The sequence below is a fragment of the Ancylobacter polymorphus genome (assembly GCF_030813495.1).
GTDB classification, from domain to species: domain Bacteria; phylum Pseudomonadota; class Alphaproteobacteria; order Rhizobiales; family Xanthobacteraceae; genus Ancylobacter; species Ancylobacter polymorphus.
Genome location: NZ_JAUSUI010000001.1, coordinates 499,565 through 520,243 on the forward strand (window position 1 = coordinate 499,565; position 20,679 = coordinate 520,243).

Below are 20,679 nucleotides of genomic sequence, written 5' to 3' on the forward strand. Positions count from 1 at the left end.
GTTCTCCTTCAGCCGACCACACGGGGAGTGGGGGCTCCGCCGGTGCCTTTTCCGTCATTGGCGGCGGTGGGGCCGCCGTCGCGCGCGAAGTGCAGGCGAATCCAGGCGCCCCGCCCTTCGGGCGCATCGTCAAGCTCGATGCCGCCGCCGTGCTCTTCCATGATCTTTCCGACGATCGCGAGGCCGAGCCCGGTGCCCTTCTCGCGCGTGGTCACATAGGGTTCCAGCAGCCGCGCCCGGTTTTCGGTCGGCAGGCCCCTGCCATTGTCGATAACGTCGATGTCCACCATCCGCTCGGTGGCACGCACCTTCACCTGGATGCGCGCCGGCTCGGTGCGCTCCTCTGCCGGCACCGCCGCCAGCGCCTCGGTGGCGTTCTTGATGATGTTGGTCAGCGCCTGCGAGACGAGGCGGCGGTCGAAACGGGCGACCACCGGCTGCTCCGGCAGTTCAAGGTCGATGACGATGTCGGGATTGCCGACCCGCATGAGGAACACCACCTGCCGCGCCGTCTCGCCAATGTCCTGCGCTTCGGCGACGGGCTTGGGCATGCGCGCGAAGGAGGAGAACTCGTCCACCATGCGGCCGATGTCGCCGACCTGACGGATGATGGTTTCCGTGCACTGGTCGAACACTTCGCGGTCCTCGCCGATAACCTTGCCGTAGCGTCGGCGCAGCCGCTCGGCGGAAAGCTGGATCGGGGTGAGCGGGTTCTTGATCTCGTGGGCGATGCGCCGGGCGACATCGGCCCAGGCGGAACTGCGCTGCGCCACCACCAGCTCGGTGATGTCGTCGAGCGTGACCACCCAGCCATGTTCGGCCTCGCGCGACTGCTCGGTGGTGACACGCACGGCGATCACACGGTCGCGGCCATTGCGGGTCAGCGTCGTATTGGCCTGCACGCTGCGCTCGCCCGGCTCCATCGCCTGGGTGAGCAGCGGCGCCACTTCCGGCACGACCGCGCCGAGTTCGGTGCCCAGTACATCCGCCTCCACAACGCCGAGCAGCTTTTCCGCCGGGCGGTTGATGATGGAAATGCGCCCCTGCGGATCGAGGCCGATGACGCCGGCGCCGACGCCGGAGAGCACCGCCTCGGTGAAGCGCCGGCGGGTGTCGATCTGGTCGCGGGCCTGAACGATGTCGTCGCGCTGGGTGCGCAGCTCCTGCGTCATCTTGTTGAAGGTCTCGGCAAGGCTCGACAGATCGCCCTCGGTGCGGCGCACCGGCACCTCGACGAACAGATTGCCGGCGGCGACGAGATCGGCGGCACCGATCAGGCGGCGGATCGGCGCCACCAGGCGGTTGGCGAAATTGATGCCGAGCCACACCGCGCAGAGTAGCACGGTGAGCGAAATCACCGCATACAGCACCGCGAACGCCACCTGCACGCCAACGCGCTGCTGTTCGAGATTGCGATAGTCGACGACGGCGGCCTGCGTCTCCTTGAGATATTCGATCACCCTCGGATCGACGGCGCGGGCGACATAGAGATAGAGGTCGCCGAAATCCTTCAGCGGGATCACCGCGCCGACATAATCGGCATCGCCCGGCAAATAGATCAGCGGCTGCTCGTCGGTTGCGTCCTTCAGCGCCAGATTGGCCGGCACGACGAATTCGCGGCCGACACGGATGGTGGCACGGTCGATGACCTGCAGGTCCTTGTCGATGATCATCGCGGCGGGCAGGCCGCGCACCACCGCCTGCGCGGTCAGTGCCTGGCGGAAGCGGCTGCGGTCCTGGTCCCACAGCGGGCGGATGCGCTGGAGATCGCGCGCCATGCCGAGCACGTCGCCGCGGATCGAATAGGCGTGCTCACGCACATAGGTCTGGGCCACCGAAACCGCATTGTCGACGATGGCGCGGGTGCGGACCGAGAACCAGCGGTCGAGCCCCTTGTCGAGGGTGATGCTGGCGAGGATGGCGACGAGCAGCGCCGGCACCACCGCCACCACGCCGAACAGCCCGACCACGCGCACATGCAGCCGCGCCGCCGCCCGCCCGCGCTGGCGGGCCTTGACGATGCGCCACACCTCACGGCCGATGATGCTGAGCAGCACCAGCGACATGACGCCGTTGAGGCACAGGACGACGATGATCACGTCCTGCGAGGGCACCAGCGGGGTGATGCCGATGAGGATGATGAAGCTCGCCAGCGCGATGAGCAGCGCCAGCAGCACCGCCAGCGGCGCCAGCCCCCAGAGCGAGAAGCGGAATCCCATCCCGCCCAGGTCGAGTGCTTCGTGCCGGTCTGTTGCGCCGGTCGAGGTGTCGCTCATCCATCACCCTGTTGGCGGCGGGAATCAGCCCGCCCGACTGATGCAGTGATACGACACTGGTGCAAAAATGTGACAATGATGAGCCGCCCCCGCCTTTATTCGCGAGGGCGTCAGGCGCTCACCGACTGGTGCGGATTATCTGGATGTCCAGATCCCGGATCTTCTTGCGCAGTGTGTTGCGGTTCAGCCCCAGCAGTTCCGCCGCCTTGATCTGGTTGCCGCGCGTCGCGGCCAGCGCGGCGGAGAGCAGCGGATATTCCACATCCTTGAGGATGCGGTGATAGAGGCCGGGCGGGGGCAGATTCTCGCCGAAGCCGCCGAAATAGGCATTGAGGTGCCGTTCCACCGAGGCGGACAGCGTCTCGTCCTGGCCGTTCTCCTCCGGCGTCGGCGGCGCCACCGGGGTCGAGAGCTCCGCCTCGATGATCGAGCCGGTGATGACTTCCTGCGGATAGAGCGCGGCGAGGCGGCGGATCAGGTTCTCCAGCTCGCGCACATTGCCCGGCCAGCGGTAGCGCTTGAGCCGGTCGAGCGCCGCGGCGTCGATCTGCTTGCGCGGCAGCCCCTCGCGCTCGGCCTGCAGGAAGAAGTGGCGGGCGAGGTCCGGCACGTCCTCCGCGCGTTCGCGCAGCGGCGGCAGACGCAGCGGCACGACATTGAGGCGGAAGAACAAATCCTCGCGGAACAGGCCCTGCTGAATGAGGATGCGCAGGTCCTTGTTCGTGGCGGCGACGATGCGCACATCGGTCTTGATCGCGGTGCGGCCCCCCACTGTGGTGTACTCGCCCTGCTGCAGCACGCGCAGCAGCCTTGTCTGCGCCTCCATCGGCATGTCGCCGATCTCGTCGAGGAACAGCGTGCCGCCCTCCGCCTGCTCGAAGCGGCCGGCCGAGCGCGCATTGGCGCCGGTGAACGCCCCCTTCTCATGGCCGAACAGCTCGGACTCGATGAGGTCGCGCGGAATGGCCGCCATGTTGATGGCGACGAACGGCCCGTTGCGCCGCTTGCCGTAATCATGCAGCGCGCGGGCGACCAGCTCCTTGCCGGTGCCGCTCTCGCCGGCGATCATCACGGTGAGGTCGGTCTGCATCAGCCGCGCCAGCACGCGGTAAATGTCCTGCATCGCCGGCGAGCGGCCGACGAGCGGGATATTGTCGGCGTCCTCGCCCAGCCCCTTCAGAGCGTTCTCCGGCTTCTTCGGCTCGGACAGGGCGCGGCCGACGATGGAGATCAGCTCCTTCAGGTCGAAGGGCTTGGGCAGATATTCATAGGCGCCCTTCTCCGAGGCGCGGATCGCCGTCATGAAGGTGTTCTGCGCGCTCATGACGATGACCGGCAGATCGGGGCGCACCTTCTTGATGCGCGGCAGAAGGTCGAAAGCGTTCTCGTCCGGCATCACCACATCGGTGATGACGAGGTCGCCGTCGCCCTGGCTGACCCAGCGCCAGAGCGTCGCCGCGTTGCCGCAGGAGCGCACCTCATAGCCCGCCCGCGACAGCGCCTGATTGAGCACGGTGCGGATGGCAGCGTCGTCATCGGCAACCAGGATACTTCCCGTCGGCATGGCGGTTCTCAACTCTTCTCGTCACCGCGGCTGGCGCGGTACATGGGCATGAGGACACGGAAGGTGGTGCGGCGGGGCTGGCTGTCGCATTCGATGATGCCGCCATGGTCGCCGACGATCTTCGCCACCAGCGCGAGGCCCAGCCCGGTGCCGGTCGGCTTGGTGGTGACGAAGGGATCGAACAGATGCGGCATCAGGTCTTCCGGCACGCCGGGACCGTTGTCACGCACGCAGAATTCCAGCGGCAGGCTCACCCGCGCCGGGGCGCCGGGCATCATGAGACGCACGCCGGGGCGGAAGGCGGTGGTGAGCTGGATCTCACCATCGGGCGAATCGCCAATAGCTTCGGCGGCGTTCTTCACAAGATTGAGGAACACCTGAATCAGCTGGTCGCGATTGGCCAAAACCGGGGGCAGCGAGGGGTCGTATTCCTCGACGAAGCGGATGTGGCGGGCAAAGCCGGTGGTCGCCAGCGTGCGCACATGCTCCAGCACCGCGTGGATGTTGACCGGCTCGCGCTCAATCGGCCGCTCGTCGGAGAACACCTCCATGCGGTCGACCAGCTTGACGATGCGGTCGGCCTCGTCGGTGATCAGCCGGGTCAGCGAGCGGTCGTCGTCACTGGCCGAGAGTTCCAGCAGCTGAGCCGCGCCGCGAATGCCCGAGAGCGGGTTCTTGATCTCATGCGCCAGCATGGAGGCCAGCGCCGTCACCGAGCGGGCGGCGCCGCGATGGGTGAGCTGCCGGTCCATCTTGTCGGCGATGGTGCGCTCCTGCAGCATGATGACGACATGGCCCGTCACCTCGGACAGGGGCGCGACATGAATGTCGACGATGCGCTCGCCGCCATTGCGCGGGGTGCCGAGATCGACCCGATACTCGTTCACGGCCGCGCCGCGCGTGCGCACCTGCTCGACCAGCGACAGGATCGGGCTGCCGAAGGGCACGAATTCCTGCAGCCTGTGCCGCACCAGCACGGCCAGCGACGCCTCGAAAAAGGCTTCAGCCGCCACATTGGCGTCCACCAGCCGGTTGTCTTCCGCCACCGTGATCACCGGATGCGGGAGCGCATTCACGACGGCTTCCGCGGTCGCGCTGCCCGCGCGCGGGCCAGGCCGTTGCGAGGAAACCGAACTCATGCAGCTTCTCTCCATCCAATGTCGTCATAGGCGTCGCGGAGTCCGGTGACGACACGCGCCGGATCCTCGAGGGTGAGAAGGCGCTGTCGCCAGCCGGCCGCCACGTCCGGCGGACGGCCGGCGCTCGCGACCGCCGCGGCGAGCGACCAGCCGATATGCTTGCGTGCGCAGCGCATGCCGAGTTCGCGCCCATAATGGGCGAGCCAGCCCTCGTAAAGCTCGACCAGCACGTCACGCTGTTCGGCGAGCGGCGGGTCCTCCGGGACAAGACCGCTGCGCAAAAAGGCAGCGACCTGGCCGGGAAACCAGGGGCGCCCCTGTGCGCCGCGGCCGATCATCACCCCATCGGCACCGGAGGCGGCGAGCATGGCCGTCGCGTCCTCCGCCGCCACGAGATCGCCATTGGCGAGCACCGGGATCGAGACGGCGTCCTTGACCGCGCGGATCGCCGCCCAGTCGGCGCGGCCGGTGTAGAACTGGCAGCGCGTGCGCCCGTGAATGGTGATCATCTTGACGCCGAGCGCTTCCGCACGGCGGGCGAGTTCCGGAGCGACCGTCGCCGCGTCGTCCCAGCCGAGGCGGGTCTTCAGCGTCACCGGCACGTCCACCGCCTCGACCACGGCGGCGATGAGCCGGGTCGCGAGATCGAGGTCGCGCAGCAGCGCCGAGCCGGCGAGCCCGGTGGTGACGCGCTTGGCCGGGCAGCCCATATTGATGTCGATGAGCGCGGCGCCGGCGGCTTCGGCGAGGCGGGCCGCGCGGGCCAGCGATTCGGGCTCATTGCCGGCCAACTGAACGGCGTGCACCGCCACTCCTGCCCCTTCCGCCCGCAGCACGGTCTCCTCATGCCCGGTTTCGAAGGCGCCGGCGGCGACCATTTCGGAAACGGCGAGCGAGGCGCCGTAGCGCAAGGCCATGCGCCGCATCGGCGCATCGGTGATGCCGGCCATCGGCGCGAGCACCACCGCCCCCGGCAGCGCGACGCGCCCGATGTGGAGATTGCCGAGGGGAGAAGAATAAGGGGTCAAGCGGCGATCACTCGATGCACATTAAATAAGCCCGACCAGCGGTGCCTAGATAATAGCCATGCTGAGCGCGTCATCAACCCATGCGAAGGGCGTAAGCCAAATCTTTTGCAAAGAGACGCCGCTTTTGCGCTAAACGAGCCGGCAGGGCAAGTCTGGGCTGCTGCGGCGGCAGTCAGCAAAGGGGCGGAAACCGAGGCGATGCGGACGGACGTGATCGTGGTGGCGGCAGGCAACGGCGTGCGGGCGGGCGAGGGGCGGCCCAAGCAGTACCGACAGCTCGGCCGTGTGCCGGTGCTGCGCCACACGCTGATGGCCTTTCTCGGCCAGCCCGGCATCCGCCATGTCCTGCCGGTGATTTCGCCCGAACATGCCGCGTTGTGCGCCAGCGCCCTCGCGGGCCTCGACGGCGTGCTGCCGCCGGTGGCGGGCGGCGCGACGCGGCAGGCCTCGGTGCGCGCCGGGCTCGACGCGCTGGCGCAGGACCCGCCCGACCTCGTGCTGATCCACGATGCGGCGCGGCCTTTCGTCTCGCCCCGGCTGGTGGCGCAGGCGATCGCCACCGCCGCTGCGGAGGGCGCCGCCGTGCCGGCCCTGCCGGTGGTCGACACGCTGAAAGCGCTTGCCGAGGACGGCTTCCTGGCGACCGGCCCGGATCGGAGTGCCGTGCGCGGCGTCCAGACTCCGCAGGCGTTCCGCTACGCGCTTATCCGCGCCGCGCATCGCGCGCAGGCGGGGGCGGACGACCTGACCGACGACGCGGCCGTGGCCGAGGCCGCCGGCCACCGCGTCGCCGCCTTCCCCGGAGATCCCGCCAATTTCAAGCTCACCACGCGGGAGGATTTCGTGACCGCCGAACGCCATCTGCTGGCCGAACTCGCCGATGTCCGCACCGCGACCGGCTTCGACGTGCATGCCTTCGGGCCCGGCGACCATGTGATGCTGGGTGGCGTGCGCATTCCCCACGATTTCGCTCTCGCCGGCCACTCCGACGCCGATGTGGTGCTGCATGCCCTCACCGATGCGCTGCTCGGCACCATCGGCAGCGGGGATATCGGCCATCATTTCCCGCCTTCCGACCCGCAATGGAAGGGCGCGGCCTCCGACCGGTTTCTCGCCCATGCCGCCTCGCTCGTGCGCGCGGCCGGCGGGCGCATCGCCCATCTCGACGCTACGGTGATCTGCGAGGCGCCGAAGATCGGGCCGCACCGCGAGGCGATGCGTGCGCGCATCGCCGCCATCGTTGACATTCCCGTGGCGCGCGTCAGCGTGAAAGCGACGACCAGCGAGCGGCTGGGCTTCACCGGGCGGCGCGAAGGCATCGCCGCGCTGGCCGCCGCGACGGTGCGCCTGCCCTGGATCGACTGAGAGGAGCGCGGATGCACAGCACCCCGACAGACGCGGCGCAGGACGCCATCGCACGAGAGGCGACGCGCGTGCTGGATCTGTGCCGGGCGCGCGGGCTCACCGTCGCCACCGCCGAATCCTGCACCGGCGGCCTCGTCGCTGCCGCCCTCACCGCGATCGCCGGCTCCTCCGACGTGGTGGACCGCGGCGTCGTCACCTATTCCAACGCCGCCAAGCGGGAGATGCTCGGCGTTTCCGCCGCGACACTGGAGGCCCATGGCGCGGTGAGCGAAGAGACCGCGCGCGAAATGGTCAGCGGCCTGCTGCGGATCGCCGGCACCTCGCTCGGCGTCTCCGTCACCGGCATTGCCGGCCCCGGCGGCGGCTCGGACGCCAAGCCGGTAGGCCTCGTGCATTTCGCCGCCGGCACGCGTGAAGGCCAGGTGATCGCCCGACGCGAGGTCTTTGCCGGACAGGACCGGGCCGGCGTGCGGCGCCTCGCAACCATCACCGCGCTCGCCATGCTGGCGGAACTCGCCGGCACGCAGGACTGAGTGGTGTTTCCCTCAAGGCGTTCAATGCCGGGCAAGGGACGCGCCCCGCATTGAGGTAACAAGACAAAGGCACCGATGCGGCTGGCGATTGTCTCGCATATCCCGGTCTATCCGACGACGGCCGGCAATCGGGCGCGGGTGCTCGGCCTTATTCAGGCGCTGCAGGGCCTCGGCCATGAAGTGCTCTTCATCCAGATTCCCAGCGGCCCCTATGATGCCGCCGAAAGCGTCGCCCGCCACGAGGCGCTGGTCGGCCGCGGGAACTACTACGACCTAACCCGTCTTTCCAGGCCGGCGCGCCTCGCCAAATGGCTGAAGGTGTTTCCGGTACGGGCGGTGTCGCGCCTGTCGAAAGCCGTGGGCATCGACACGCCCTGGCGCCACTGGCGCCCGCTCGATTCGCATATTTCGCCCGAGACGGTCAGGGCCGCGCAGGCGATCATCGTCGCGCGGGGCTGCGATGTCTGTCTGGTTGAGTATGTGTTCCATTCCGCGGTTCTGGTCGGCCTGCCCGGGTCCGTGCGGACGCTGATCGACACGCATGACCAGTTTTCCAACCGACATGTCGGCTATGCCGCCAACGGCCTTGGCGACGCTTATTGGATTTCGCTGCGCCCCAAGGCGGAACGGCGGGGACTAATGCGCGCGGACGGCGTGCTCGCCATCCAGGACGACGAGGCGCAGGCCTTCACCCGGATGCTGCAAGGGCAGCCCTCCCCGCCTCTCGTGCGGGTGGTGAGCCATTTCCTGCCCGACATCGAGCCGCGCACTGACCGCGGCCCGCCGCACCGTGCCGCCTTCGTCGCCTCGTCGAACAGCGCCAACACCCACGCCCTGGGCCTGTTTCTGCAAAGGGGCCTGCCGGAGGTGCTGCGCCGCGACCCCGCTTTCCGCCTGATCCTCGCCGGCGGCATTTGCGGCGAGGTACCGGACCATCCGCAGATGGACAAAATCGGCCGCTTCGAGCAGTTGGGCGACGTGTTCGCACGTGCTCCCGTCTCGCTCAACCCGGTTCTGAGCGGCTCCGGCATTTCGGTAAAGGCGCTTGAATCGCTGGCCGCTGGCGTGCCGGTGATTGCCACGGAGACCGGCGCGCGCGGGCTCGGCGCGCTGGCCGGCGAAGCGCTCCGCATCCTGCCGGACGGCGACTGGGCCGCCTATGCCGAAGCGCTCACGGCGCTGACGCTGGACCCGGCACGCTGCGCGCGCGCCGGCGAGCAGGCACGCGTTGCGGCGGCGGACTGGAACGAGCGCCAACGCGTGGGGCTGGAAGAACTGCTCGGCGATGGGGCGGCCCGCGCCCGGCGGACGTGACGCCCGGGACGCGACAAGGCGTCCCCCGTCCCGGGAAGGAAATGCCGTGAGAACCGCGAAGCCGGGCACGAATCCGACAGGGCATGCCGGCGCGCCTTCGCCGCGCGGGCTCCACCCTGTATTCATAGTGCTCCGAAGAATCGTCCGCAGCACGCCATGTCAACGCCTCGACCCACTCTGGTCACCATTGCCACCGACGGCTTTCAGTATCTCTGGCTGCACTGCGTCGAAAGCCAGCAGCGCTACGCCGCCCGCCACGGCTACGACCACCAGTTGATGACGACGAATGCCTATCCCGCGCTGCCTCCGCACTGGGCGAAAGTGACGGCATGCCTGACTCTCCTGGCGCGGGGGCACGACGTTTTCCTGCTTGATTGCGATGCCTGTATCCGCGCCGATGCCCCGCGCTTCACCGATCTGCTGGAGCGGGAGCGGGGCTACGACATCTTCATCGCCAATGGGTGGTCTGGCCGGCCGAATTCAGGCGTCGTCGTGTTCCGCGGCGGCGCCAGTTCCACGGCTCCGGCCTTCTTGGAACGGTGCCTCGCCAACCGGCACAAGGAGCTGCCGGAAGAAGACCGCGTTACCGCTCATGGCGAGAACGGTCACTTCATCCATTTTCTCAAAGACGAACCGTTCCGTTCCAAGGCGTTCATTCTCGATGACCGCTGGAATAAGATCGTGCCGCCCGCGACCTCCGGCGATTTCATCATTCATTATACCGGACCGATGCGGGCCCAAGGCGGAGCGATGGATGGCTGTATGCCGCTCCCGCCCCCGGCTGGCGCGCTTTCTCGCCTGCCGCTGGGTGAGTGGGCAGGGAGTGCCTGTCGGCGCCTGCAGCGGAAGGTGAAAAACCGGCTCAACGCCCTAGGACACGCCAGCGGCGTGCCCGTATCCGTTTCGGCCGGGACGCCCTCCCGGAGCGCACGGCTACGGGAACGGCAGACCCCGACAGCCTCGTTGATCCGGCACCTGCTCACATCAGGCGACGTCGTCGTCGACGCCGGAGCGCGCAATGACGCCTTCACGCGCCAGGTTGCCGCTGCTGTCGGCAGCCAAGGCCAGCTCCTCACACTGGGCGGCGGATGCCCCCTTGAGACCATCCTTTCCGCGCTCGACGAGCGGGCGGTGACCCTGCTCAGGGTGGACCTCGAGCCGTTGGGTTCTGACGGGCTGAAGCGCCTTTGCGTCGCGCTTGCGGCGGCGCCGCGGTCCTATCTCATGCTCGACCTCGCCCCCTCCCAAGTAGAGGCAGGCGGTGCCACTTTGGGGGACGTGGCGCGTATCCTCTACGAGAGCGGTCTTGTGTTACGCGAAATCAGGGATGACCATACGCTGGGCCCCCGGGGCTTCATGGACAGGGTAGGTTCGAAGAGCTACATCGCTGCGAATGACAGGGGCTGGCGCAAACTGGAAGCGCGCCTGGGGCGCGAGGGGGCGTGACCGCAAGCTGGTTGCCGCGCGGATGGCGTGGATGCGCCTAACCCGGGCTCCGCGGAAACGGGTCAGCGGAGCAGAGGCTCCTGACGATGGAGTCCGTTGGTAGAAGGCCGCTACATCGGGGAAAGAGTTCGCCTGAACGCGAAGGGCGGGCCATCCATAGGCAAGGGAACCGGAATGAAGATAAGGCTGGTCCTTGGCCACCCTGCCGACGATTTTGGCCCCGAAGTTCGGGAAGGACTTCTGATCGAAGCGCTTTGCGCCAGCGGGCATGATGCGCTTGCCTATCGAATTGCCGCAACTCATGGGAAGGACAGCGCCTTCATCCGCCTGTTCACGAACGATGCCGCGGACGACCCGGACCCGCATGCGGCCTGTTCGTCAGCTCTGTTGGAACAGATCCGGAGAGATGAGCCGGATGTTCTTATCGTCAAGGGGGCCGATTACCGAGCCGTCCATTCTATCATCAGAGCGGCAGGTACAAGAGTCATCATTGCCTCGATTGTCGGAGGGAAGATTACACATCGGCGTCACGATTCCAGAATTCATATCGTACTCGAAGAGTACGAAGGGCAGATCGCCTCCGTACGATCCGCTTATCTGCGGCTAGAGCACACGATTTTATTCCCGAAGCTCATCCGTTGGGACCTCGCGCACCTTGGCGACCCGCGCAGCAAGCCCTACGACGTCGTTAATGTCGGGTCTTTCATTCCGATCAAGCGTCAGATCGACCTCCTGCCGCTCGCCGACACGTGGCGTCTTTGCTTTGTCGGCGACGGGCCAGAGCGCAACAACGTCGAGCGGCAGGCGAAAACTACCCTAAATCGACCTGCATTTCTTGGAAACGTCGGGGCGGCAGAGGTTTATGCCGCGATTCGGCAGTCCCGGCTCATGGTCCACCCTTGCACCTTCGAAGGCTTCCCGCGCGCTTTCGCCGAGTCGCTGGCAGTTGGGGTGCCGGTGGTGGCGCGGCAATCGACATTCCGCAATCTCCCGCCCATTCCCGGTATCGTCCTGGCTCCCGACCATGAGATTCTGTCCGTCGCATCGGCCATCCTGAATGATGCGGAGCGGCTCGAGGCGCTGAGTGCGGCAGCGCGCGCGTCGGCTGAGCGCTGGTCCAATTCAGCATTGGACAGCTCGGTCCAACACTTCATCTCACTAGTTGAGAATCTCGAGGTGACCTACCGCCCGAGCCTCAAGGAACGCTTGCGCCCCTATGCGGAAGACCTGATGGATGCCTGGCGGCAGCGTCGGGCCGAAGCCCAGCGCATCGGCCGCTGACCGAGCCTCCTGAGACGGGGCCGCCCCCTACCCAACCACCTCCCGCCGGCCATACACCTGGTCGGCGCGTTGCTCGAAGGCTTCGGCGAAGCGGCGGAAGGCGGCGTCGAACATCGCGCCCATCAAAAGGCCGAGCGTGCGCGAGCGGAATTCATAGGCGATATAGAATTCAACCTCGCTCGCCGACTCGCTCTCCGGGCGGAAGGTCCAGCGGTTCTCCAGCCGGCTGAACGGTCCGTCGAGATATTCCACCACGATGGACAGGCGCGGACGGTCCAGCGTCACCCGGCTGGCGAAGCTCTCGCGAAACATCTTGTAGGCCACGGTCATGTCGGCGACGAGGATGTCCACCCCCTCCCCGCTCGCCACACGGCGGCGCACATGCAGGCTCTCGCACAGCGGCACGAATTCCGGGTAGCGCTCCACATCCGCCACCAGGTCGAACATGTCGGTGGCGGAGTGGCGCACGCGCCGCTTATTGGTGAAGGACGGCATGAGTCAGGCGGGGCCCGGCGCGGCTGCCGCCCCCGCCCCCACCGCCGCCTTGCCGGCCCGCGCCGCGCGCAGCCGGGCGAAGTCCTCGCCCGCATGGTGGGAGGAGCGCGTCAACGGGCTCGACGACACCATGAGGAAGCCCTTGGCATAGGCCACCGTCTCGTAGGACTTGAAGTCCTCCGGCGTCACGAAAGCCATGACAGGGTGGTGCTTGCGGGTCGGCTGCAGATACTGGCCGATGGTCATGAAGTCGATATCGGCGGAGCGCAGATCGTCCATCAGCTGCAGCACCTCGTGCCGCACCTCGCCGAGCCCCACCATGATGCCCGACTTGGTGAAGATGGAAGGATCGAGTTCCTTCACCCGCTGCAGTAAACGCAGCGAATGGAAATAGCGGGCGCCCGGCCGCACCTTGAGATAGAGCGAGGGCACGCATTCGAGATTGTGGTTGAACACGTCCGGCCGCGCCTCGACCACCACGTCCAGCGCCCCCTCCTTGCGCAGGAAATCGGGGGTGAGAATTTCGATGGTGGTCTTCGGGCTGGTGGCGCGGATGGCGCGGATGGTGCGGGCGAAATGCTCGGCGCCGCCATCGGCGAGATCGTCGCGGTCGACCGAGGTGACGACGACATGTTCCAGCCCCAGCCGGGCCACCGCGTCCGCCACCTTCTGCGGCTCGTCGCGGTCGAGCGGGCCGGGCATGCCGGTGCGGACATTGCAGAAGGCACAGGCGCGGGTGCAGGTGTCGCCCATGATCATGAAGGTGGCGTGCTTCTTCTGCCAGCACTCGCCGATATTCGGGCAGCTCGCCTCCTCGCACACGGTGACGAGGCCGTTGGCGCGGACGATATCCGCCGTCTCCTGCCAACCGGGCGTGCCGGGGGCGCGGACGCGGATCCAGTCCGGCTTCTTCAGCACCGGCGTTTCCGCCCGCTTCGCCTTCTCGGGATGGCGGGGCTTTTCCAGCGCGCGGTTCAGAGTGTTGAGAACGACGACCATTGACGGCTTTCCCGGACCGCAAGGCCAAAGCGGCCTTCATGGTCCTTCCTAGTTCAGGGCCGCAGCGGCGTCGACCGGCGCCGCTGCACGACGCCCCTGCGTCAGCGGCGGAACAGGCCGAGCAGGAACAGCAGCACGATGGCGCCGACGGTCGAGACGATCAAGCTCCCGATCCAACCGGCCGCGACATTGATGTTCAGCGCCGAGAACAGCACGGCACCGAGAAACGACCCGATGATGCCGACGATGAGATTGGTCAGCAGCCCGTGGCTGCGCCCCATCGTCCGCTCGGCGATCCAGCCGGCGAGAATGCCGATGATGATCGTCGCAAAGAACCCCACGCCCGTCATTCCACGCCCCCATCAGGCCCTTGTTGCGCATGCATGTGGCGTTCCGCGCGGCCGAGAACAAGGGCGGCACGCGGCCGCCCTTCACCTCAGACGTGGATCGCCCGCCCATAGGCGCTGAGCACGCTTTCATGCATCGTTTCAGAAACCGTCGGGTGCGGGAAGACCGCGTTGATCAGCTCTTCCTCGGTGGTTTCCAGATTCATCGCCAGCACGAAGCCCTGGATGAGTTCGGTGACCTCGGCGCCGACGAGATGCGCGCCGAGCAGGCGGCCGGTCTTGGCGTCGAAAATGGTCTTCACCAGCCCGTCCGGCTCGCCCAGCGCCACCGCCTTGCCATTGCCGATGAAGGGGAAACGGCCGACCTTGATCTCGTAGCCGGCTTCCTTCGCCTTTTTCTCGGTGAGACCGACGGAAGCGATCTGCGGCATGCAATAGGTGCAGCCGGGAATCATCAGCTTGTCCATGGCATGGGCATGCTTGCCGGCAATGGCCTCGGCGGCGATCACGCCCTCATGCTCGGCCTTGTGCGCCAGCATGGGCGGGCCGGCGACATCGCCGATCGCCCAGACGCCGGGCACATTGGTGCGGCACAGGCCGTCGACCACCACGCAGCCGCGGTCGGTCTTCACGCCGAGCGTCTCAAGGCCGAGATTCTCGATATTGCCGACCACGCCGACGGCGGAGATCAGCCGCTCGGCGGTGAGGGTCTCAACCTTGCCGTCGGCGGTCTCGATGGTGGCGGTGACGTTGTCCGCGCCCTTCACCACCTTGGAGACCTTGGCGCCGGTGAGAATCTTGATGCCCTGCTTCTCGAAGCGCTTGCGCGCGTGCTCGGCGATCTCGGCATCTTCGACGGGGAGGATCTGCGGCAGCAGCTCGACGATGGTCACGTCCGAGCCCATCGTCTTGTAGAAGGTGGCGAATTCGACGCCGATGGCACCGGAGCCCATGATCAGCAGCGATTTCGGCACGCTCGCCGGGGCCAGCGCCTCGAAATAGGTCCAGATCAGCTTCTTATCCGGCTCGATGCCCGGCAGGGCCCGCGGGCGGGCGCCGGTGGCGATGACAATGTTCTTGGCGGTGTACTCGCCCGCGGGGAGCGCGCCCTTCGGCGCCGGCTCGGCCACGGCCGCCACCGTCACCTTGCCGGGCGCGGTGAGGCTCGCCTGCCCCCAGATCACGTCGACCTTGTTCTTCTTCAGGAGGAAGCCGACGCCATTGCTCATCTGCGCCGCGATGCCGCGCGAGCGCTTGACCACGCCGGATATGTCGACGCCGAACTTCTCGGCGACGAGGCCGTAATCCTTGGCGTGCTCGATATAGTGGAAGATCTCCGCCGAGCGCAGCAGCGCCTTGGCGGGGATGCAGCCCCAGTTCGGGCAGATGCCGCCAATATGGGTGCGCTCGATGACGCCGACCTTGAGGCCGAGCTGGGCGGCGCGGATGGCGCCGACATAGCCGCCGGGGCCGGAGCCGATGAAGAGAACGTCGTAACTGTTCGCCATGATCGTTCCTCAGACCAGCATCGACATGGGCTTTTCAATGATCGCCTTGAAGGCGCCGATCAGCTGCGCGCCCATGGCGCCGTCCATCACCCGGTGGTCGCAGGAAATGGTGACGGTCATGACCGTGGCCACCGCCAGCTCACCCTTCTTCACCACCGCCCGCTGCTCGCTGGCACCCACCGCGAGAATGGTGGCGTGCGGCGGGTTGATGATGGCGGTGAAGTCCTTGATGCCGAACATGCCCAAGTTCGAGATCGCCGAGGAGCCGCCCTGATATTCATGCGGCATCAGCTTCTTGTTGCGGGCACGGGCGGCGAAGTCGCGGGTCTCGTTGGAAATCGCCGACAGCGTCTTGGTCTCCGCCTTGCGGATGATCGGGGTCAGCAGGCCCTTGCCGCCGTCGATCGCCACCGCGACGCCGATGTCGGAATGCTTGAGCTTGAGGTAGCGGTCGCCACCCCAGACCATGTTGGCATCCGGCACCTGCTGGAAGGCGAGCGCATAGGCCTTGATGACGAAGTCGTTCACCGAGAGCTTGTAGGCCGGCTTGCCGTCCCTTTCCGGCGCCGCCTTGTTCAGCTCCTCGCGCAGCTTCAACAGCGCGTCCACGTCGCAATCGACGGTGAGGTAGAAGGTCGGCACGGTCTGCCGCGCCTCGGTCATGCGCTGGGCAATGACACGGCGCATGGCGTCGAGCGGCACTTCCTCATAGGTGCCGGCCTCGTAGAAGGTCTTCACCTGCTCCAGCAGCGCGCTGTTCGACACCGGCGCCGGCGCAGCGGCCGGAGCGGGGGCGGCTGCCGCGGGAGCGGGAGCGGCTGCCGCCGTCGCGGGCGCCTTGGCGGCGCCACCGGCGGGAGCGGCCTCGACATCGGCGGCAACGACGCGTCCATGCGGGCCGGAGCCCTTCACCGAGGCGAGGTCGACGCCCTTCTCCTTGGCGAGGCGGCGCGCCAGCGGCGAGGCGAACACACGCTCGCCGGACGCGGCGGGAGCCGGAACCGCCGCGGGGGCGGAAGCCGACGGAGCGGCGGGGGCCGGAGCGGCAGCTTCAACCTTCGGCGGCTCAGCCTTGGGAGCCTCAGTCTTGGGAGCCTCAGTCTTGGCCGCTTCCGCCGGCGCCTTGGCCGGGGCCGCGCCGCCGCCAGCGGCCACCGCCTTCACATCCTCACCCTCGGTGGCGAGCACGGCGATGAGCTGGTTCACCGGCACATCGGCGGTGCCTTCGGGCACCACGATCTTTGCCAGCGTGCCCTCGTCGATGGCCTCGACTTCCATCGTGGCCTTGTCGGTCTCGATTTCGGCGATGACATCGCCGGGGGCGACCTTGTCACCCTCTTTCTTCAGCCATTTCGCGAGGTTGCCCTTCTCCATGGTGGGAGACAGGGCCGGCATCAGGATTTCGATCGACATGGCGCTTCTCCGACCTCAGCGATAGGTGACGGCGCGGGCGGCGTCGATGACGTCCTGCACCGACGGCAAGGCCAGCTTCTCCAGATTGGCGGCGTAAGGCATGGGAACGTCCCTGCCGGTCACGCGCAGCACCGGCGCGTCGAGATAGTCGAACGCCTTCTCCATCAGCTGGGCGACGATCTCGGCGCCGACGCCGGCCTGCGGCCAGCCTTCCTCCACCGTCACGCAGCGCCCGGTCTTCTGCACCGAGGCGACGATGGCGGGCACGTCCATCGGGCGGATGGTGCGCAGGTCGATCACCTCGGCCTCAATGCCGAGCTTGGAGAGTTCTTCCGCCGCCTTCAGCGCGTAGTTCATGCCGATGGACCAGGACACCAGCGTCACGTCCTTACCCGGACGGGCGATCTTCGCCTTGCCGATGGGGACGATGAAATCGTCGAGCTTCGGCACCGGCGAGGAGTGGCCGTAGAGGATTTCGTTCTCAAGGAAGATGATCGGGTTGGGATCGCGGATCGCCGCTTTGAGCAGCCCCTTGGCGTCCGCCGCCGTATAGGGCGCGATCACCTTGAGACCGGGAATGTGGCTGTACCAGGCGGTGTAGTCCTGGCTGTGCTGGGCGGCGACGCGGGCGGCGGCACCGTTGGGGCCACGGAAGACGATGGAGCAGCCGATCTGCCCGCCGGACATGTAGTGGGTCTTGGCGGCGGAGTTGATGATCTGGTCGATCGCCTGCATGGCGAAATTGAAGGTCATGAACTCGACGATGGGCTTCAGCCCGGCCATAGCCGCGCCGACGCCGACGCCGGCGAAGCCGTGCTCGGTGATCGGCGTGTCGATGACGCGGCGGGCGCCGAATTCCTGCAGCAGGCCCTGGGTGATCTTGTAGGCGCCCTGATATTCCGCGACTTCCTCGCCCATGACGAACACGTCGGCATCGCGGCGCATTTCCTCGGCCATGGCGTCGCGCAGCGCCTCGCGCATGGTCTGGCTGACGAGTTCCGTGCCTTCGGGCACGTCCGGCTCCGGCAGCGCCTCCGGCTGGGGCGGGGCGGCGACGGCGGAATTGACCACGGCAGGCGTCGCCGGCGCGGAAGCGGCGACCGGCGAGGGCTCGACCGGGGCGGCGGCAACCGGCGGCGCCGATTCGGCGGCCTGCGGGCTCGGCGTGCCGATGGCGGCGGCGTCCTCGCCCTCGGCGAGAATGACCGCGATCGGGGTGTTCACCGCGACATCCTGCGTGCCCTCGGGCACCAGGATCTTGCCGAGGGTGCCCTCGTCAATGGCCTCGACTTCCATCGTGGCCTTGTCGGTCTCGATCTCGGCGATGACGTCGCCGGACTTGACCTGATCGCCCTCTTTCTTGAGCCACTTGGCGAGGTTGCCCTTCTCCATGGTCGGCGAGAGGGCAGGCATGAGAACTTCGGTCGGCATGGCGGCGTTCCCCAGAGAAACGTGCGTCAAAACTCGCGCGTCACGGCTTCGGTACCGGAAGCACCAGAGTGAGATTGCTGTAGACGGCCATCGAGGCGATGGCGACGAGAAGGGCGGCGAAGAAGGCGACCAGCATCTTGTTCAACACGGTCGCCTCGGCCGAGGTGGCGCCCGCCAGATACCGCGCGCCGAACGGCCAGAACACGGCCGCCAGGACACGCGGAACGGAGGAGCCGGCGACGCGGACGATGCCGAGGGCAACACGCGCCGCGAGAACCCACAGCACCACCGCCGCCGACACGCCGGCGACGAGAGTGACCCAGAAGACGCTGGCCAGCATCGCGCCGCGCTCAGCGCAGGATGTCGGTGTAGAGCTCGGACGGATCCGGCTCGGGGTCGGTGCTGGCGAAATCCGCCGCCGCGTTCATCTGGTCGCGCAGCTCGGCATCGATCGCCTTCAGCTCCTCCTCGGTGGCCCACTTCTTTTCCAGCAGACGGTTGCGCACCTGCTCGATCGGATCGTGCTCGGTACGCATCTTCTGCACCTCCTCCTTCGACCGGTACTTGGCCGGGTCGGACATGGAGTGGCCGCGATAGCGGTAGGTGAGCATTTCGAGGATGTAGGGCCCCTTGCCGGAGCGGGCGAACTCGACCGCGCGCTCGCCGGCCGCCTGCACCGCCCGCACATCCATGCCGTCGACCTGCTCGCCGGGAATGTTGAAGGAGGAACCGCGCTTGGAGAAATCGGTCTGGGCGGAGGCGCGGTTCACCGCGGTGCCCATGGCGTATTTGTTGTTCTCGATGATGTAGACGACCGGCAGCTTCCAGAGCTCCGCCATGTTGAAGCTCTCATAGACCTGGCCCTGATTGGCAGCCCCGTCGCCGAAATAGGCCAGGGTCACATTGCCATTGTCGCGGTAGTGATTGGCGAAGGCAAGGCCGGTGCCGAGCGAGACCTGGGCGCCGACGATGCCGTGACCGCCGAAGAAGCCCTTCTCGATGCTGAACATGTGCATCGAGCCGCCCTTGCCCTTGGAATAGCCGCCGCGACGGCCGGTAAGCTCGGCCATGACGCCCTTGGGGTCCATGCCGCAGGCCAGCATGTGGCCATGGTCGCGGTAGCCGGTGATGACCTGATCGCCCTCCTTGAGGGCCGCCTGCATGCCGACGACGACGGCTTCCTGGCCGATATAGAGATGGCAGAAGCCACCGATGAGGCCCATGCCGTAGAGCTGGCCGGCCTTTTCCTCGAAGCGGCGGATTTCCAGCATCCGGCGATAGGCCTCGAGTTCCTGCTCCCGGGTGAACTCGGAAACCGCCGCCGTGCCGTCCGTCCGCCGCGCGGAGCTCCGGGCTGCGGCCCGGGCCGGCGCTTTCGCGGTGGGGGCTCTTCCAACGGCCGATTTGTTGGCGGCGACTGCCATGGCGCATCCTCAGCTCGGGGACAAAGTCGGCACGTTAATAACGCACCTTCGCTCCCCGCGCTACGCGCTCAACGCAATGCTGCGACGCACAACATGTTGTGCGCGCAACGGTTTCCGCAATTCAACTCATTTCCGGTTCAAATGTCATTTTAGCTCAACTTCAGTTAAGCGCCTGGAATAGCGTCGTTTCCTATCGGAACCAGGCTGGCATACCAGACCTGCGCGCCGCCGATGAAATTTCGTTCAGTTGGCCTGGGCGCCGCCCGGAACGCGCAACAGGACGAGATCCCTGGGATGCACGAGGTTCAGCAGCACGCGCGCCTGCTCGTCCAGCATGTCGGCGTCAACCAGATCGGGCGACATCAGCGCCACCTTGGCCTGCAGGGCCTGGCGCTGCGCCCGCAGCTTGTCGCGCTCCTGGGTCAACTCCGTGTGCTGCTGCTCGAAGCTACGGCGGGCCAGAAGCCCGTATTGGCCATTATAGCCCTGGAAGGCGAAATAGCCGACGAGCGCCGCCGCTCCGAGATGGAGGATGACGGTCTGGAAAAAGGAGCGCCAGCGGGTGCGAATGATCATGAGGCGAGCCTAGTCAGGCGCGGTTGAGGGCCGGTTAACGCTAACGCCCGAAACCGCTCTTTTCGCAGCGCACACGTCCCGTCGCGATGCGCGCATTGCGGCGCGGGATGCCGGGAACGTGACACCGCCACAGCCGGATCGCTACCGCCCTGTGTGTCATTGTGGACGGTGACCGCCGGCCGGGAATGCTAGCTTTTGCAGTGCCAAGCCGGCGTGGATCGACGCCGAGCCTGAACCGGAGCAGCTTCCCCGGTGGATCCGGCCCGGCCGGACGCACGGAGGCCAACGCATGACCCGTAATGTCGAAGAACGCGCCCGCGCCCTTTGCGCCATGGACGCGCAAATGGCGGCCGTGCCGCCTAACGAGATTCCCGCTTTGGTGGAGCGCCTCTGGCCCATTGCCGCGCTGGAGATCAGCGGCGGCCTGTTGGAGCCCGACGTGCCGCAGGTGCCCGACCTGCCGCGCCTGAGGGCGGAATATGAACGGCTGAAGCGCTGACGGGCCGGCGCCGCCGCCGCACCCTCGCCAATGAAAAAAGC

Annotated in this window: 19 protein-coding genes; 6 read left to right on the top strand and 13 right to left on the bottom strand. The window is 67.2% G+C overall.

Features of this window, described 5'->3' with window-relative positions; translation table 11 throughout:
• Positions 1-8: 8 nt before the first annotated feature.
• From J2S75_RS02705 to dusB, 4 genes are all read right to left on the bottom strand, one after another.
• The gene (locus tag J2S75_RS02705; protein WP_307017948.1) at positions 9-2,276 is read right to left on the bottom strand and encodes a sensor histidine kinase NtrY-like; all 2,268 of its coding nucleotides are present in this window, start codon (positions 2,274-2,276) and stop codon (positions 9-11) included.
• 118 nt (positions 2,277-2,394) lie between these two features.
• Positions 2,395-3,840: a nitrogen regulation protein NR(I) gene (gene ntrC, locus J2S75_RS02710; RefSeq protein ID WP_244376460.1), complete on the bottom strand. Its 1,446-nt coding sequence runs from the start codon at positions 3,838-3,840 to the stop codon at positions 2,395-2,397.
• 8 nt (positions 3,841-3,848) lie between these two features.
• Positions 3,849-4,979 carry a two-component system sensor histidine kinase NtrB gene (locus J2S75_RS02715; RefSeq protein WP_307017951.1) on the bottom strand — a complete coding sequence of 377 codons (1,131 nt, stop codon included), beginning with the start codon at positions 4,977-4,979 and terminating at the stop codon, positions 3,849-3,851.
• Positions 4,976-6,007: a tRNA dihydrouridine synthase DusB gene (gene dusB, locus J2S75_RS02720; protein WP_307017953.1), complete on the bottom strand. Its 1,032-nt coding sequence runs from the start codon at positions 6,005-6,007 to the stop codon at positions 4,976-4,978. Before dusB ends, J2S75_RS02715 begins: the two co-directional genes overlap by 4 nt.
• Positions 6,008-6,205: 198 nt before the next feature.
• Between dusB and J2S75_RS02725 the strand changes: the two genes are divergently transcribed.
• From J2S75_RS02725 to J2S75_RS02745, 5 genes are all read left to right on the top strand, one after another.
• Positions 6,206-7,372, top strand: a complete 1,167-nt coding sequence (locus J2S75_RS02725) for a bifunctional 2-C-methyl-D-erythritol 4-phosphate cytidylyltransferase/2-C-methyl-D-erythritol 2,4-cyclodiphosphate synthase (protein WP_307017955.1) — start codon at positions 6,206-6,208, stop codon at positions 7,370-7,372.
• 11 nt (positions 7,373-7,383) lie between these two features.
• The gene (locus tag J2S75_RS02730; protein WP_307017957.1) at positions 7,384-7,905 is read left to right on the top strand and encodes a CinA family protein; all 522 of its coding nucleotides are present in this window, start codon (positions 7,384-7,386) and stop codon (positions 7,903-7,905) included.
• 75 nt (positions 7,906-7,980) lie between these two features.
• Positions 7,981-9,219: a glycosyltransferase gene (locus J2S75_RS02735; protein ID WP_307017959.1), complete on the top strand. Its 1,239-nt coding sequence runs from the start codon at positions 7,981-7,983 to the stop codon at positions 9,217-9,219.
• Positions 9,220-9,375: 156 nt separating this feature from the next.
• Positions 9,376-10,665 carry a glycosyltransferase family protein gene (locus J2S75_RS02740; RefSeq protein WP_307017961.1) on the top strand — a complete coding sequence of 430 codons (1,290 nt, stop codon included), beginning with the start codon at positions 9,376-9,378 and terminating at the stop codon, positions 10,663-10,665.
• Between the two features lie 174 nt (positions 10,666-10,839).
• The gene (locus J2S75_RS02745; RefSeq protein WP_307017963.1) at positions 10,840-11,946 is read left to right on the top strand and encodes a glycosyltransferase; all 1,107 of its coding nucleotides are present in this window, start codon (positions 10,840-10,842) and stop codon (positions 11,944-11,946) included.
• A 27-nt stretch (positions 11,947-11,973) separates the two neighbouring features.
• Here J2S75_RS02745 and J2S75_RS02750 read toward each other — a convergent pair whose 3' ends face one another.
• The 9 genes from J2S75_RS02750 to J2S75_RS02790 form a co-directional block, all read right to left on the bottom strand.
• Complete coding sequence (locus tag J2S75_RS02750; RefSeq protein ID WP_307017965.1) at positions 11,974-12,441, bottom strand: type II toxin-antitoxin system RatA family toxin; 468 nt, start codon at positions 12,439-12,441, stop codon at positions 11,974-11,976.
• 3 nt (positions 12,442-12,444) lie between these two features.
• Entirely contained in the window at positions 12,445-13,440 is a 996-nt protein-coding gene (lipA, locus tag J2S75_RS02755; protein WP_307017967.1) for a lipoyl synthase, read from the bottom strand.
• Positions 13,441-13,541: 101 nt separating this feature from the next.
• Positions 13,542-13,790 (bottom strand): GlsB/YeaQ/YmgE family stress response membrane protein, encoded by a 249-nt coding sequence (locus J2S75_RS02760; RefSeq protein WP_244376450.1) that lies wholly within the window; start codon positions 13,788-13,790, stop codon positions 13,542-13,544.
• Between the two features lie 86 nt (positions 13,791-13,876).
• A complete protein-coding gene (gene lpdA, locus J2S75_RS02765) occupies positions 13,877-15,295 on the bottom strand; it encodes a dihydrolipoyl dehydrogenase (protein WP_307017970.1) in 1,419 nt (472 codons plus the stop codon).
• Between the two features lie 9 nt (positions 15,296-15,304).
• The gene (locus J2S75_RS02770) at positions 15,305-16,708 is read right to left on the bottom strand and encodes a pyruvate dehydrogenase complex dihydrolipoamide acetyltransferase (RefSeq protein WP_307017972.1); all 1,404 of its coding nucleotides are present in this window, start codon (positions 16,706-16,708) and stop codon (positions 15,305-15,307) included.
• A 15-nt stretch (positions 16,709-16,723) separates the two neighbouring features.
• Positions 16,724-18,139, bottom strand: coding sequence for a pyruvate dehydrogenase complex E1 component subunit beta (locus J2S75_RS02775; RefSeq protein WP_307017974.1), 1,416 nt, complete (start codon positions 18,137-18,139; stop codon positions 16,724-16,726).
• Positions 18,140-18,179: 40 nt separating this feature from the next.
• Complete coding sequence (locus J2S75_RS02780; RefSeq protein ID WP_307017976.1) at positions 18,180-18,479, bottom strand: hypothetical protein; 300 nt, start codon at positions 18,477-18,479, stop codon at positions 18,180-18,182.
• A 10-nt stretch (positions 18,480-18,489) separates the two neighbouring features.
• Positions 18,490-19,563, bottom strand: coding sequence for a pyruvate dehydrogenase (acetyl-transferring) E1 component subunit alpha (gene pdhA / locus J2S75_RS02785; protein ID WP_307017977.1), 1,074 nt, complete (start codon positions 19,561-19,563; stop codon positions 18,490-18,492).
• A 243-nt stretch (positions 19,564-19,806) separates the two neighbouring features.
• Positions 19,807-20,139 (bottom strand): FtsB family cell division protein, encoded by a 333-nt coding sequence (locus J2S75_RS02790; protein ID WP_307017980.1) that lies wholly within the window; start codon positions 20,137-20,139, stop codon positions 19,807-19,809.
• A gap of 289 nt (positions 20,140-20,428) precedes the next feature.
• Here J2S75_RS02790 and J2S75_RS02795 point away from each other — a divergent pair, with 289 nt between their 5' ends.
• Positions 20,429-20,638: a hypothetical protein gene (locus tag J2S75_RS02795; protein WP_307017982.1), complete on the top strand. Its 210-nt coding sequence runs from the start codon at positions 20,429-20,431 to the stop codon at positions 20,636-20,638.
• The last annotated feature ends 41 nt before the right edge of the window (positions 20,639-20,679 follow it).